This window comes from Paenibacillus sp. S29 (assembly GCF_049319765.1).
GTDB lineage: Bacteria > Bacillota > Bacilli > Paenibacillales > Paenibacillaceae > Paenibacillus > Paenibacillus polymyxa_B.
Genome location: NZ_JBMOUI010000009.1, coordinates 167,058 through 179,928 on the forward strand (window position 1 = coordinate 167,058; position 12,871 = coordinate 179,928).

At 43.4% G+C, this 12,871-nt stretch carries 14 protein-coding genes; 8 read left to right on the top strand and 6 right to left on the bottom strand.

Annotation, left to right across the window (positions count from 1 at the left end):
* Nucleotides 1-117 precede the first annotated feature (117 nt).
* Nucleotides 118-1,437 (top strand): HlyD family secretion protein, encoded by a 1,320-nt coding sequence (locus ACL9RM_RS16925; RefSeq protein WP_250266727.1) that lies wholly within the window; start codon nt 118-120, stop codon nt 1,435-1,437.
* Nucleotides 1,421-2,671: an ABC transporter permease gene (locus ACL9RM_RS16930; protein ID WP_250266728.1), complete on the top strand. Its 1,251-nt coding sequence runs from the start codon at nt 1,421-1,423 to the stop codon at nt 2,669-2,671. Before ACL9RM_RS16925 ends, ACL9RM_RS16930 begins: the two co-directional genes overlap by 17 nt.
* A 96-nt stretch (nt 2,672-2,767) precedes the next feature.
* Here ACL9RM_RS16930 and ACL9RM_RS16935 read toward each other — a convergent pair whose 3' ends face one another.
* On the bottom strand, nt 2,768-3,328 hold the full coding sequence (locus ACL9RM_RS16935) for an NAD(P)H oxidoreductase (RefSeq protein ID WP_061828945.1): 561 nt from the start codon (nt 3,326-3,328) through the stop codon (nt 2,768-2,770).
* A 161-nt stretch (nt 3,329-3,489) separates the two neighbouring features.
* Between ACL9RM_RS16935 and ACL9RM_RS16940 the strand changes: the two genes are divergently transcribed.
* The gene (locus ACL9RM_RS16940; RefSeq protein ID WP_061828946.1) at nt 3,490-3,885 is read left to right on the top strand and encodes a winged helix-turn-helix transcriptional regulator; all 396 of its coding nucleotides are present in this window, start codon (nt 3,490-3,492) and stop codon (nt 3,883-3,885) included.
* Between the two features lie 41 nt (nt 3,886-3,926).
* On the opposite strand, the gene arsC is transcribed toward ACL9RM_RS16940, so the two are convergent.
* The 3 genes from arsC to ACL9RM_RS16955 all read right to left on the bottom strand — a co-directional run bounded on the left by arsC (nt 3,927) and on the right by ACL9RM_RS16955 (nt 6,103).
* Nucleotides 3,927-4,346 (bottom strand): arsenate reductase (thioredoxin), encoded by a 420-nt coding sequence (gene arsC, locus ACL9RM_RS16945; protein WP_061828947.1) that lies wholly within the window; start codon nt 4,344-4,346, stop codon nt 3,927-3,929.
* A 25-nt stretch (nt 4,347-4,371) separates the two neighbouring features.
* Nucleotides 4,372-5,661, bottom strand: a complete 1,290-nt coding sequence (locus ACL9RM_RS16950; protein ID WP_061828948.1) for an arsenical efflux pump membrane protein ArsB — start codon at nt 5,659-5,661, stop codon at nt 4,372-4,374.
* An 88-nt stretch (nt 5,662-5,749) separates the two neighbouring features.
* Nucleotides 5,750-6,103 (bottom strand): ArsR/SmtB family transcription factor, encoded by a 354-nt coding sequence (locus ACL9RM_RS16955; RefSeq protein ID WP_061828949.1) that lies wholly within the window; start codon nt 6,101-6,103, stop codon nt 5,750-5,752.
* 131 nt (nt 6,104-6,234) lie between these two features.
* Between ACL9RM_RS16955 and ACL9RM_RS16960 the strand changes: the two genes are divergently transcribed.
* Together ACL9RM_RS16960 and ACL9RM_RS16965 are read left to right on the top strand one after the other, a co-directional pair.
* Nucleotides 6,235-6,684, top strand: coding sequence for a MarR family winged helix-turn-helix transcriptional regulator (locus tag ACL9RM_RS16960; RefSeq protein WP_250266729.1), 450 nt, complete (start codon nt 6,235-6,237; stop codon nt 6,682-6,684).
* Nucleotides 6,685-6,980: 296 nt separating this feature from the next.
* Nucleotides 6,981-7,787, top strand: a complete 807-nt coding sequence (locus ACL9RM_RS16965; protein WP_250266730.1) for an arsenite methyltransferase — start codon at nt 6,981-6,983, stop codon at nt 7,785-7,787.
* Between the two features lie 81 nt (nt 7,788-7,868).
* Here ACL9RM_RS16965 and ACL9RM_RS16970 read toward each other — a convergent pair whose 3' ends face one another.
* Nucleotides 7,869-9,458 carry an alkaline phosphatase family protein gene (locus tag ACL9RM_RS16970; protein ID WP_250266731.1) on the bottom strand — a complete coding sequence of 530 codons (1,590 nt, stop codon included), beginning with the start codon at nt 9,456-9,458 and terminating at the stop codon, nt 7,869-7,871.
* Between the two features lie 135 nt (nt 9,459-9,593).
* Between ACL9RM_RS16970 and ACL9RM_RS16975 the strand changes: the two genes are divergently transcribed.
* Both ACL9RM_RS16975 and ACL9RM_RS16980 read left to right on the top strand, forming a co-directional pair.
* Entirely contained in the window at nt 9,594-10,259 is a 666-nt protein-coding gene (locus ACL9RM_RS16975; RefSeq protein WP_250268967.1) for a class I SAM-dependent methyltransferase, read from the top strand.
* Nucleotides 10,216-10,989, top strand: a complete 774-nt coding sequence (locus ACL9RM_RS16980) for an alpha/beta fold hydrolase (RefSeq protein ID WP_250266732.1) — start codon at nt 10,216-10,218, stop codon at nt 10,987-10,989. The genes ACL9RM_RS16975 and ACL9RM_RS16980 overlap by 44 nt, the downstream gene beginning before the upstream one ends.
* A 54-nt stretch (nt 10,990-11,043) precedes the next feature.
* Here the strand turns inward: ACL9RM_RS16980 and ACL9RM_RS16985 are convergent, their stop codons facing one another.
* Nucleotides 11,044-11,172, bottom strand: a complete 129-nt coding sequence (locus tag ACL9RM_RS16985; RefSeq protein WP_274597351.1) for a hypothetical protein — start codon at nt 11,170-11,172, stop codon at nt 11,044-11,046.
* Nucleotides 11,173-11,285: 113 nt separating this feature from the next.
* Here ACL9RM_RS16985 and ACL9RM_RS16990 point away from each other — a divergent pair, with 113 nt between their 5' ends.
* On the top strand, nt 11,286-12,791 hold the full coding sequence (locus ACL9RM_RS16990) for an alpha/beta hydrolase family protein (RefSeq protein ID WP_165179269.1): 1,506 nt from the start codon (nt 11,286-11,288) through the stop codon (nt 12,789-12,791).
* The last annotated feature ends 80 nt before the right edge of the window (nt 12,792-12,871 follow it).

Consider the following 12,871-nt stretch of genomic DNA (forward strand, 5'->3'; position numbering starts at 1 on the left):
TAGTTAGCCGACTAACTTTTAAATTATTAAATAAAAGAATAAATAAAATGTACATACCAGGATATTTATTCAAGTCTATGTTTAACTCATTTTATGAATTTAAGGAGTGTATTACTCATGAATCGCACACAAGTCACCAGCCTCATCATCCCTCTCATTTCTATCGCCTGTCTTATCGGCGGGGGGTTCCTGCTCCAGACCAACGGACAAGATCAAGTCAATGCTTCTCGATCCGTTAAAGGCACAACACTAAATGCGGATAGCATTCATGTATCGTTTGAACAAGTAGGAGGCAAAATCCTGAACATCCCGGTAACAGAAGAAACGAAGGTAAAAAAAGGAACTGTCCTTATGGCTTTGGATTCCACAGATGTGGATCTGCAAATTGAGCAGCTGCGGACACAAATCGCCCAGTTCAATACGCAAATCAGCCAACAACAACAATCCATCGATTTAGGGTATACACGAGCAGCAACTCAGGAAAAACAGGCACAGCTAGATATCGCGCAAGCTCAAGTGACTGAGCGTAAAAGTCAGGCGGCATTGCAGCGGGCACAAGCGGCTGAGCGTCAAGCCACTGCTGCGGAACAACAGGTCAATAACGGGGCTCGGGCTGAAGATGTTCAGCAGCAACGAATTGCCGTAGCCTCCGCTACCAAAAACGTTCAGACGGCGCAAACCAACTATAAGCGTAATAAAGCACTCTATGATGCAGGAAGTGCATCCAAAGCAGCGTTGGATGATGCCGAATCCTCTTTGACTTTAGCGACAAATCAGTTGAGCCAGCAAAAAGAGTCTCTTCAAAAACTACTTCATGGTGCCACTTCCGAAGAACGTATGCAGGCCAGTGAACAGACGACACAAGCAGCCGTTTCGGTAAAACAAGCCGAGGAAGAAATTCGCGGTGCCCAATTGTCCGTCGATCGTTCCAAGACCCAGCTGGAAACCATTCAGCAGAGTCGTCAACAGTTGGCAGATCAGAAGCTGGCTATTGACCTCTTAAAGCAACAAAAAGACACACAGGAAGTTCAGCTTAAAACGTTGCTGCTCAAAAAAGAACGCCTGGTGTTAAAAGCACCACAGGATGGCAAGGTTACTTCGATTAGTACCAAAGTCGGCGAAAATGTGGCACAAGGGGCTCCTGTGATTACCCTGGAAACCAATGATTTATATTACGATCTCTATGTGAATGAAGAACAAGCGGGGAAATTCAAGGCCAACCAAGAAATTAAAACTCATATCTCTGGTCTCAATAAGGACCTGAAAGGTACGGTACGCTATGTAACTGCTGCACCACAATTCGCTAATGTGAAGATGTCCCGTGAAAAAGGAGAAGCAGATACCGCTACATTCCAGGTACGTGTATATGTAACAAGAGAAGCAGCTTTGCTACCAGGCATGACAGTTGAGGTGAATACAAATGAAATCTCTTCGTGATGAATGGTCGTATCTGGTTCACTCCAAGTATCCGATCATAGCTATTATCTTCCCGTTGATTGCCGTACTGGGGTATTCACTGTTGCTCCCAAGCAGCCAAATTAACGACGCTAACGTGGTAGTAGTGGATCAAGATAACACAGCTTACAGCCGTGAGTTCATTCAGAAAATAGATGCTTCCCCGTATATGAACGTAGCTGAGATTGTTTCGTATACGGACAACCCTGAACAGTATTTTTATCACGAGCAATATTTGGCTGTTATTTCCTTGCCGCATGGTTTAGAGGATAATCACAATCGCTCCCTTTCCAGCCGCGTGGGTCTCATTCTCGATAATACCAATGTTCAATCTATTACTTCGATTCGTACAGCTATGCAGGAAATTAGCGTTTCCGAGAATATGGAATTGTCTGTTCCAGCTATGTTGAAAACCGGGATGAACGCAGAACAGGCTCAAGGGGCCCTCAATGGTATCGCCTTGGAAGTGCGTTCCCTGTTTAATCCAACTAATGACTATCAGAATACGACGATACTTGCATTCACTTGTATGTTCTCTTTTATGATACTGAATATAAATAGCTTACCTCTGGTCGCCAGACTCCGAGTTTCCAAGAGGCTGGCTGCTGAGCTGCAAAATCCATTCAACATCCTGCTGCGTATGCTTCCTTATACGCTGTTTTCGACGGCTGGCTTAATCTTCTCTCTCGGGATGCTTAAAGTGTTTGGGGGAGGCCGTTTCGAGGCCAATCCAATTCTCTTTATAATTCCAGTTGTCCTGTATGTATTCGGTACCGTTTGTATCAATGTCCTGGTTGCATGGGGCGCTGCACATCCGGGAATAGCCATTGGCAGAATGGTGATGATACTCATGCCTGCTTTTGTTCTATCGGGGGCTGTTCTTTCCAGATCACTGTTTCCACCTTTAGCGATTCAAATCGGTGATTTCTTCCCCTTTGTATGGATGTATAAATTCCTGCGCACCATGGGTCTGCGTGGTGCACCTTTGCAAGAGATGCTTCCCGAACTCGGTTCTCTGTTACTATATGTGGGTGTACTCTCCATGCTGGTGATCGCCAGAGCCCTGTGGGAAAAACAGAAGCTGGCCAAGCAAATTGCGGGTTCTGCTTCTGAAAAGGGATCGCCACATCCCGTTGTTCCAGCAAGCACAACTGGCGGCGGGTTATCTATGCAAGGGGCACCGTCAGCACCTATGCACGAGCCTATAAAAGGATAGAGTCTCGTCTATAAAATAAAAAAGGGTTAAGTGCCGTCTAACGAGCCTTAACCCTTTTTCAATAATATTAACTTCCCATTGTTATCAGAAAAAAATTCACTTATATTCCCGACCTAATTGATAAGCGTGCTCCAGTAAACCTTCAATGTATTCTTTCGACTCGGACAAAGTATCATAGAAGAACTCCACCTTGGACTCTCTTACTCTTGCGTAACCAGCAATGGCTTTATTCAAATAATTCGTAACCAAATCGTGATATTCATACTTGATCAGATGTTCTTTCGTCCCTCCTGCCAAGCACATCCACAAAACCTGCTTCGTTGTAAATTCCTGAAGTAAACCTTTGTTCCAGACTTTATCCAGGTACCCTTTTAGCATGGAAGGCACACTGTACCACCATAGTGGAAACACAAAAACCAGAGCATCCGCAGCTGCAATTCTATCCATCTCTTTCCGCGTTTCAGGAGCATATTGTTTATGGGTCGTATTCCAATCCAGCTCATCTGCAGCGCTGTACACCGGATTGTATCCATCCCGATCCAAGTCCAAAATATCTACCTCGTGCTTATTCTCTTTCAATCCCTCTACAAAACGATTCATGACCGCAAGGGTAAGTGAATCTTCTCTAGGATGCGTGACGACCAATAGAACTTTCATGTATCCGTAACCTTCTTTCTCCTCATAATTGTTGAACCCTGTCTACAGATGCTATTATGGATGTTATACATTAGAGTGTGAAGTACGCACTTCAATGTACTGTAGGTACTTTAAGGTTCCTTAGTGCCTTTTGTACTACAGATCGGAGAGGGGGAAAGTCTATGGAAGACAAAGCCAAAACCTATATGCTCGGGATCGAGGCAACTTTGGAGGTCATCAGTGGAAAGTGGAAAGGCATCATCCTGCATCATTTAACCAGCGGCAGAAAACGTACATACGAACTTCGTCAACTCATTCCGAAAATCACCCAAAAAGTGCTTACCCAACAGCTTAGAGAGCTTGAAAAGGATGGAATCATCCACCGCATCATTTATAACCAGGTCCCACCCAAAGTGGAGTACGAGCTTAGTGAATATGGATGGGATTTTAAAGATCTGCTGGATCGTTTTTGCTTATGGGGAGAAGATCATTTGGATAGGATCTATGGAGATAAAACAAAGGTGCTGGAAGAGTATTCTGCGAAGGAAAAAAACGCCAAACAAGCACCACCTCTTTAAGGAGGCGTGCTTGTTTGAAATACTATAGCTGTGCACCTTGTTTATTCACCAGTCTCCGCAAATTTCCGAATACGAGCCCCGACTTCATCCCGTACACGCTGGAACACGCTCCATTTCTCTTCTTCTGTTCCTTGTGCTTTAGCCGGATCATCAAATCCCCAATGTTCACGACGAACGTGCGGAGGTGTGATAGGACATTTATCTGCAGCATCTCCGCACAAGGTCACAACCAAATCCGCGCTGTTCAGCAAAGCAGGATCTATAATATCTGAAGTTTGACCGGAGATATCGATCCCTATTTCATTCATCGCTTGCACCGCTTTAGGGTTAAGGCCGTGTGCCTCAATGCCCGCACTGTATACATTCCAACGGTCTCCCAAGTATTTTTTGGCCCAGCCTTCTGCCATTTGACTGCGACAAGAATTACCAGTGCATAAAAAGTAAATTGTCTTCTTTTCCATCATTACCGTCTCCTTCAATGTTCAATTATGAAATGATTAACCATAGATATAAGCCCAGTAGGGTTATAAAAAGTGTAGGAATGGTTAAGACAATGCCTGTCTTAAAATAAGTTCCCCAAGAAATTTTCACGTTTTTCGATCGAAGCACATGCAGCCACAACAACGTGGCTAATGAACCGATCGGAGTTATTTTCGGCCCCAGATCAGAACCAATGACGTTAGCATAAATCAACGCCTCTTTGACCATACCGGTTGTATGGGTGGCATCAATGGCAAGCGCATTAATCATGACCGTAGGCATGTTATTCATGACCGACGAGATAATCGCCGCAATAAAACCCATGCCCATGGTGGCCACAAACATACCTTGATCGGCAGCCGCTTGAATCACATGGGCCAGCAGATCCGTCAAACCGGCATTACGTAGACCATACACCACAACATACATTCCGATAGAGAAAAATACGATGGCCCATGGAGCGCCCTTGATGACTTCTTTCATCGGCACTGCAGGGCTTCTACGCGCTATCAATAAGAAAAAGATAGCAATAATACCGGCCACCACCGAAACGGGAATGTTAAAAAATTCGCATGCAAAGTAGCCAACGAACAAAACCGCGAGAACGATCCAAGACATACGGAACATTTTTGGATCTTTAATCGCTGCCGCAGGCGTGATTAATTGTGCCGTATCAAACGTTTTCGGAATTCTTTTGCGGAAAAAAAGATACAGTACTCCTATACTGGCTGCTAAAGAAAATAAATTAGGTACAATCATGCGACTCGCATATTCCATAAAGGTGATCCCAAAGAAATCGGCTGACACAATGTTGACCAAGTTGCTGACCACAAGCGGAAGCGACGTCGTGTCTGAAATAAAACCGCTCGCTATGATAAAAGGAAAAATCATTTTCTCATCCAATTTAAGTGCCCGAACCATCGCCAGTACAATCGGTGTCAGTATTAAGGCCGCACCGTCATTCGCAAAAAAAGCAGCAACAACGGCGCCAAGAAGGGTCACATAAACAAACATCCGGGTTCCGCTTCCTCGTGCAGCTCGTGCCATGTGAAGCGCCGCCCATTCGAAGAAGCCGATTTTATCAAGCACCAACGAAATCAGAATAATGGCTACAAAAGCCAGTGTCGCATTCCAGACAATATGAGTGACTTCCCAAACATCATGCAAATCGACGACACCCACCAGCAAGGCGAGTATGGCACCTCCACAAGCAGACCAGCCGATAGACAGATTTCTAGGCTGCCAGATCACCAGCACTAAAGTGGCTAAAAATATAATGCATGCCAACAAAATCAATGTTTTAAACCTCCATCACATTACCTTATAAACATATAATTATGTTAAAAACACCGTCTATCCCCCAAGGAGATAAACGGAACAGCCTTTAGGATGAGCAGCAAGCCGATGAATCCGGTGCACAAGATGCTATCGGCTCCTCTTTATTCAGCCATTTTAAAATCTGCTTGGAGTCTGGCATACGCTCAAGAACGGCTTGAATATGCGGCTTGTCGTCTACATTTAAGGAATAGTATACCCACTGACTTCGTCGTTCTTCTTTTACAATTCCTTGCGACTTTAATTTTCTCAAATGTTGGCTAATTGCTGGCTGCGACATATCAAAGATATCTACAAATTCGCAAACACACCATTCTCTTTCTCTTAGCAGGGAAAGCATAGCCAAGCGGGTTTTATCGCCCAATAGCTTTAAATGATCGGCTATATAACCAAGTTGCTCCAATGTGTAACCTCCTTTCATTTATATAACTGTATGCTTATATACTAATTCAGCGATGTTCTAAAATCAAGCAAGAATATTAATTGCATTTTGCAAATTTATAATGTATAACTAAGGCATGAGGTGAAACATACATGGAAAATACACGAGAGTTATTTCAAAACATGACCCGTCGTTTAGGCTTACTAAACAAAAACTGTTGTACCGTGGGTGGACACGATATTTCACCAGTTCAAAGCCATATACTTTATGAAATTGACCGTCAGCATAAACCTTCCATGCAGCAAATTGCTGAAACCCTTGGAACAGATATCACCACGTTTAGCAGACAGGTTCAGAGCTTGACCAAGATGAATCTGGTTGAGAAAACGCCGGACCCTAGCGATCGTAGAGTCTATACCCTGTCTCTTACCGTGGAAGGTAAATATGTAGCAACCACCATTGATGCACAAATGAATGAATACTTAAACGAAGTCTTTTCGTACTTGACTGATTTTGAAAAAGAAACCGTGATTCGATCTGTGAAACTCTTTAACGATGCCATGGCCCAATCCAGTAAATGTTGTTTTCCGGTAAGAGGATAACCCTTTTAATACTTGCAATTTACAATATTTTAACTTCTGGAGGTTTGTAAAAATGATCGACAACATATATGTTGCAGAATACCTGATGAGCGCTCACGAATTAGAAAAGCAGCACCGATCTCAGTCCGTATGGAAATGGTCAAATTCAAATCCTAAAAAAGGTCGTTTGTCTTTTGACTTTTTTCTTCCAAAGCCAGTGCAAACCTCTATCTGCTGCGCGCCTTGCTGCTAACTAAAACATAAGAGCATTCAAATTCTATTCCACCTACCCCATCCAAATTAAGGAGTGTTTTGATATGAATAAACTAACGAATGATGAAATCCGCCAAAATGTACGGAACCATTACCAACAGATTGCTGTTAAGGAAGTCAATCCCTCCGCAGTAGGCAACTGCTGTGGATCTCCGTCAGATGCGGATAGCCTCTCATCCCAAATGGGTTATTCGACTGAGGAGTTAACAGCTGTTCCTCAAGGAGCAAATCTCGGACTTGGCTGTGGTAACCCGCAGGCTATTGCAGAATTGAAAACAGGAGAAGTCGTTCTGGATCTGGGCAGCGGCGGCGGATTCGATTGTTTTTTGGCTTCTCGCCAAGTAGGGAACATTGGCAAGGTCATCGGAGTCGATATGACTCCGGATATGATCAGCCGCGCCCGCAGTAACGCAGTCAAAGGGAATTTCACAAATACCGACTTTCGTCTAGGTGAAATCGAGCATCTACCAGTAGCGGATGGTACAGTAAACGTTATTATTTCCAACTGCGTGATAAACCTTTCACCGGATAAACAGCAGGTCTTCAACGAAGCCCATCGTGTTCTGCAATCTGGCGGCAGGTTAGCCATTTCCGATATCATTACCACTTCAGAACTTCCTTCTGAAATAAAAAACGACCTGAATGAGTTATATTCCGGCTGTATTTCCGGCGCCTCTTCATTGGAAGAAATGAAATCCATGCTGCAGCAAAGTGGATTTACGAGTATTAGTATCGAACCTAAAGATGAATCCAAATCATTCATCAAAGATTGGGTACCTGGCGCAAACGTGGATGATTACATTGTTTCCGCAGTCATAAAAGCTACGAAAGCCTCTAAACAGGCAGATTGAAAAACTCCGTATACATTCTTCTGTCCATCTGCGTAGGGGATGACAGTAAAATCATCCCCTATCCAAATAAGATAAATAAACTTATCCATTCACCAATTGCATAATCCAGTCTTTTATATCAACGATTCGCAGTGTTTTGGGGCGTGTATTCGTTCCGGAAATAATTAATGGGACAAGGGAATCTTTTTCATGCAGTGATCCATGAGCTCCCCCTCCGATGTGGGTGGGAGAACTTTCACCGACGAGTTCATATCCGGGTTGTACCGTGACGACAATATATCTTCCTTCATGTGAATACATTGCCCCGTGTAGCCTCGCCAAAACGTCTGGATATTTTCCATATTTGATCCGGTTGTTATTTATCGTAATATCCACAAGGTCTTCTTCGCCCGATAATGTCCACGATTGTCCATATTCATCGGTGTATTTTCCACCAGGATGATAAGAAAATAGCTTACCCTTTTTCCCCTTTGTAACATGAATATTGTTTTTACCATCTTTCATAGCGATAATGTCGAGCTTGTCCTCTTTTTGTAAGCGCTTCACTACATCAGATAACTCGACGTTATCATTAATCGCATAAACATAAGCCATTCGTTCATTCGTGGAAATGACAATTTGATCTTCTTTTTTTACTGATTGATTTAATTTTGCTATGCGGTAATGGTTTAACAGCGGCTTTATCTCAACAGTCGCTACCTGTCGATCATCATAAACCGCGCTTTGCGCACTATCACCCATGACAATCCATATCGCATTTTTTACAGCCTGTTCCCACGAACCGTATGCGTTCAACACGGTTTGCAGCGCTTGATCCGCTTTTTCAATTCCTTCCAACTGAGCCGGGCCTTTTTTATGCACCGAACTATCATTTTCTGGAAAATATGTGACAGTTACGCTTGGAAGTTTTTTTTGATTGATTAGAAAAGCGGTATCTTTTGCGGAAAACTCGTCGTTCATCCCGAATTTTTTCCACGGAGGAGTATTCCAGCTATTCTTTGGATCCAGTTGTGCAAAAGTTGCATAAGAAAACCATTTAGGTCCTGTTATTCTCAATTGTTCTGGCACACGATTGCTGTTCGTTATAAAGCGAGGTACTTTTAAGTCATGTTCCGTTCTTCCTCTAAAAACAATAGCGTTGATTGATGCCGATTCTTTTCCTTTGTCGGCCAGCTCTTCGTGAATTGTTTTTGTTTTTTTGTTCAAATGAACTTGATTTAACTGATAAATAGCATCCATAAATACTTGCATTTGATCTATCTTCAAGGCTTCTTTGGCACCATTGCCGTAGAGAATCATGCGTTTCTTTTGGTCGCTGTACCAAACGAGTCCAGGCACATGATGTTGGTCTGCATACGTTCCCGTTAATAATGTACTGTCGATTGTCACAGACATCGTGGGAAATGAACTCACTACCTGCGGGAAATATTGCCCTTGTTTGAGAAGATATTGCATTGCCGGTGCGCGGCCTGCTTGAATCGCATCTTGCAAAGGCTTATCCATTAAAGAATCAATCATGATGAATATGACCGGTTTGGCCTTATTATTCACTGGGATATGGGACTTGATGCTTTGTTGATTGAGCTGTTGACTGGAGTCCGCCCTGCAACCGACGAGTAGTAAACTTAAACTTAGCACTAGTACAATCGCAATTTTACACTTTATTCCCATTTGTGTATCCCCTTCTTTGAAAAACACTTTCCTTTGATTTTTTTATTTTTGCTTACACTAAAAAAAATTATTCCGAAATGAATTTTTTTGATCTAATAGGCCAAATTATCTCTAGTGACTCGAATAATTAGAAAGATGGTGAATCCCATTAACATTCCGTTCTCACCTAGACTTTATCATTGGTTTGTCCGTCCGAAATGGTTTACTAAAAAATATATCCATGATTATGTACATTCCCATTTTTCTTTTGATGGACAAACTGTACTGGATTTTGGCTGCGGCACTGGAGCAAATTGCTCCATGTTTCACCCATTGTATTATGTTGGGATTGATCCTGACACCCAACGAATTGGTTATGCAAAGCGATTATATAGCCACCATGCATTTCAAGTTTTAAATAGTAAGAAGCTCCCATTTAATAATGAGTCGTTCGACTACATACTTATTATCGCTGTATTACACCACATTTCTTCGGATGAAATATCAAGTTACATGAAGGAATTTCAAAGAATTCTAAAGCCTAACGGAACCATTGTCGTTATGGAACCATGTTTATCCAAGAAAAAACCGCTATGTAACTGGTTTATGAAATGGTACGACAACGGGGAGTATATTCGTAATGAAAAAGAATATATTCGATTGTTCCGAGATCAGAATTATGATTGTAGAGTCATAAAACGATTCCGAAAATGTTTTTTATATCACGAGTTATTTTTTTCAGTAAAACCAAATTCTTCAAAGGGAGAGGAATATAACGATGACTACCACAAGCATAAACGGATACTCGATGCATTATATTGATTCCGGAAAAGGGTTCGCCATCCTATTCATTCACCCTCCAGTACTCACAAGCTTAAATTTCACATACCAAATCCAAGGACTCTCGCCCCATTTTCGAACTATAGCTTTTGATATCAGAGGACACGGTAAAAGTCAGCCTTCCGAGCAAGCGGTTACTTACCCTCTCATCGCCCTGGATATTAAACATTTGATGGACCGGATGAGCCTTGATAAAGTATTTCTGTGTGGATATTCTACCGGGGGCTCGATAGTACTTGAATTCCTCTTGACTTATCCAGATCGGGCATGGGGAGGCATTGTGATCAGTGGAATGTCGGAAGTAAACGAATGGCGACTAAGAAATAAAATTTCTGTGGGCATTGCTCTTTCCAAAATCGGCACAATCGGTACGATTGCCCTTTCTAATGCTTGGTCACAAACGAAACAGCTATCTTTATTCCGTAAGTTATTCAACGATGCGAAGCAGGGAAATCCGAGAAATGTCGAACAATATTATCGATACAGCTTGAAGTACAACTGCACCTCACGGCTCGGGGAAATCCATCTTCCTGTCCTGCTCGTTTATGGTGAAAAAGATAAGCACTTTCATCCCTATGCCAAAATATTGCATCAACAATTACCAAATAGTGAGCTGGTTTTCCTTAAGAAAGCTGATCATCGCCTTCCTACGAAGGCCGCCGGATTATTGAATGAACTGATCAAGCAGTTCGTAGATCGGTTCAGCCTTTAAAGCAAATCCTACAGGATAATTCCACATACATAGCTACATCCCACTCCTGTTACGTTAAGCGTCAAATAGCCCCCCCACCTGTTCAACATCCGTTGGCCATGACATGCGGCGGATGGGGTATTCCTTTCCGGACCCCGGCCGAAAGGCAGGAATCAGTACATTACATGCCGTTTTCTGCGCCATCGTTGCGCAACCTTACAAGAGTGTTAGGCAATTGTCATCTAGATCAATGGTATCAACCTAGCTGCTCCTCTATACTAATCCATTGATAGGATTATTTTTAAGGGGGAGTTGGCGTGAGGTTTTTTGAAATGCTGCTATTCTTTTCAAGTGCTTGTTTGTTGGCACTCCTGTTCATTATCAATCAACGTATCCGAAGACCAGCTTTGCTCCTGACAAGCGGAGCAGGCTCCATTTTTTTAGTGATACATTTGCTTGTCGAAGGATACAGGGTTCAGCTTTTATTTTTATACGTATTTACGATCCTGATGCTTATGCTTTCGCTTATAGACGTTTTCATAACGCAGAAAGTCGTTCGGACTGCCTCGCGAATCCGTAGGGTGCTGGGCCGCCTTTTTATCGTGATTGGGCTAATCGCAACGGCGTGCTTCCTCTATGTGTTTCCCGTATTCGACTTTCCGGCGCCAACCGGCGAGTTGAAGGTAGGCACGCAAGTCTTTCATTTCATCGATCCAAGCCGGGAGGAGACATTTGGCAAAACTGCGACAGGCAAAAGGGAATTGATGGTTCAGGTATGGTATCCGGCTCAAGCTGGCACCGACAAGTACGCTCCCTTTATTCCCGATACCCAGATTTTACGTTATATGGCCGCGGACTATGGCCTTCCCGGGTTTACTTTTCAACACCTGAAGTACGTATCCAGTCATGCTTATTCGGGGGCCGAAGTCTCTTCGGCACAGACTTCATACCCGCTGATCCTTGCGAATCCCGGCAATGGCTCTTCCAGGTTCCTCCATACGTCGCAAGCCGAAAATCTTGCGAGTCATGGATATATCGTGGCAGTGATCGACCACACCTACAATACATTTGCAACCGAGTTTCCGGACGGGCGAATCACGACCAGCACAACCAACGACTTATTCTCGCCCGCCCATGATTACCAGACGAGTAGAGGAAATCGCGACAAGTTGGGAAAAGTTTTAACCGGCGATGTGGCGTTTGCGCTGGACCAATTCGAGCTCATCCAATCGGGGCAGATTACAAGTCATCTAAAAGGGAGGATTGATCTCGGTCATGTCGGGGTGTTCGGTCATTCCATCGGCGGAGCGACGGCCTATGACGCTTCTTACGATCCCCGAATCGCGGTTGGAATAGACCTTGATGGAGGGCTTTATCGACTGCGTGACAGAGAGGGTCTGCGAAAGCCGTTTTTGTTCATCAACTCGGAAAGCTATTTCGAAAAATTAAAAATGGTGATGGATAACCGGGTCTACACGGATGCAGAGCTTAACCGTATGGGCTCAACAAGAGAGTGGGAGGATCAAGTAACGGAAGATAAAAAGTTGGAGCTTGAACGGATGCGCGAAGCGGTCAACGAAGGGGGACAAGTCCTCTATATCGAAAATACGGAGCACTTGAATTTTGCCGACGTACAGTTCATTTCTCCGATTTTCAAAATGCTGGGCATTACAGGAAAGATTGCGCCCGAAAGAGCGAACTCCGTTATCAATGCCTATATGCTGGATTTCTTCGATAGGTATCTGAAAAATCAAGGCGGAATCTTAATGAAAGGACCGGATAGCCGCTTTCCGGAGGTGAAGTTCGTAACCTCGCTATTATAAATTACGGAACAGGCTACCGATTTTGATATGCTCCCCTTCAAGTAGGCAGGTTTAATAAATAAACCGCTACTTGAAGGGGA

Coding starts and splice junctions, on each gene's coding strand:
- ACL9RM_RS16925 (WP_250266727.1), top strand. CDS start 118: ATGAATCGCACACAAGTCACCAGCCTCATCATCCCTCTCATTTCTATC.
- ACL9RM_RS16930 (WP_250266728.1), top strand. CDS start 1,421: ATGAAATCTCTTCGTGATGAATGGTCGTATCTGGTTCACTCCAAGTAT.
- ACL9RM_RS16935 (WP_061828945.1), bottom strand. CDS start 3,328: ATGAAAGTTCTATTGGTCGTCACGCATCCTAGAGAAGATTCACTTACC.
- ACL9RM_RS16940 (WP_061828946.1), top strand. CDS start 3,490: ATGGAAGACAAAGCCAAAACCTATATGCTCGGGATCGAGGCAACTTTG.
- arsC (WP_061828947.1), bottom strand. CDS start 4,346: ATGGAAAAGAAGACAATTTACTTTTTATGCACTGGTAATTCTTGTCGC.
- ACL9RM_RS16960 (WP_250266729.1), top strand. CDS start 6,235: ATGGAAAATACACGAGAGTTATTTCAAAACATGACCCGTCGTTTAGGC.
- ACL9RM_RS16965 (WP_250266730.1), top strand. CDS start 6,981: ATGAATAAACTAACGAATGATGAAATCCGCCAAAATGTACGGAACCAT.
- ACL9RM_RS16970 (WP_250266731.1), bottom strand. CDS start 9,458: ATGGGAATAAAGTGTAAAATTGCGATTGTACTAGTGCTAAGTTTAAGT.
- ACL9RM_RS16975 (WP_250268967.1), top strand. CDS start 9,594: ATGGTGAATCCCATTAACATTCCGTTCTCACCTAGACTTTATCATTGG.
- ACL9RM_RS16980 (WP_250266732.1), top strand. CDS start 10,216: ATGACTACCACAAGCATAAACGGATACTCGATGCATTATATTGATTCC.
- ACL9RM_RS16985 (WP_274597351.1), bottom strand. CDS start 11,172: ATGGCGCAGAAAACGGCATGTAATGTACTGATTCCTGCCTTTCGGCCG.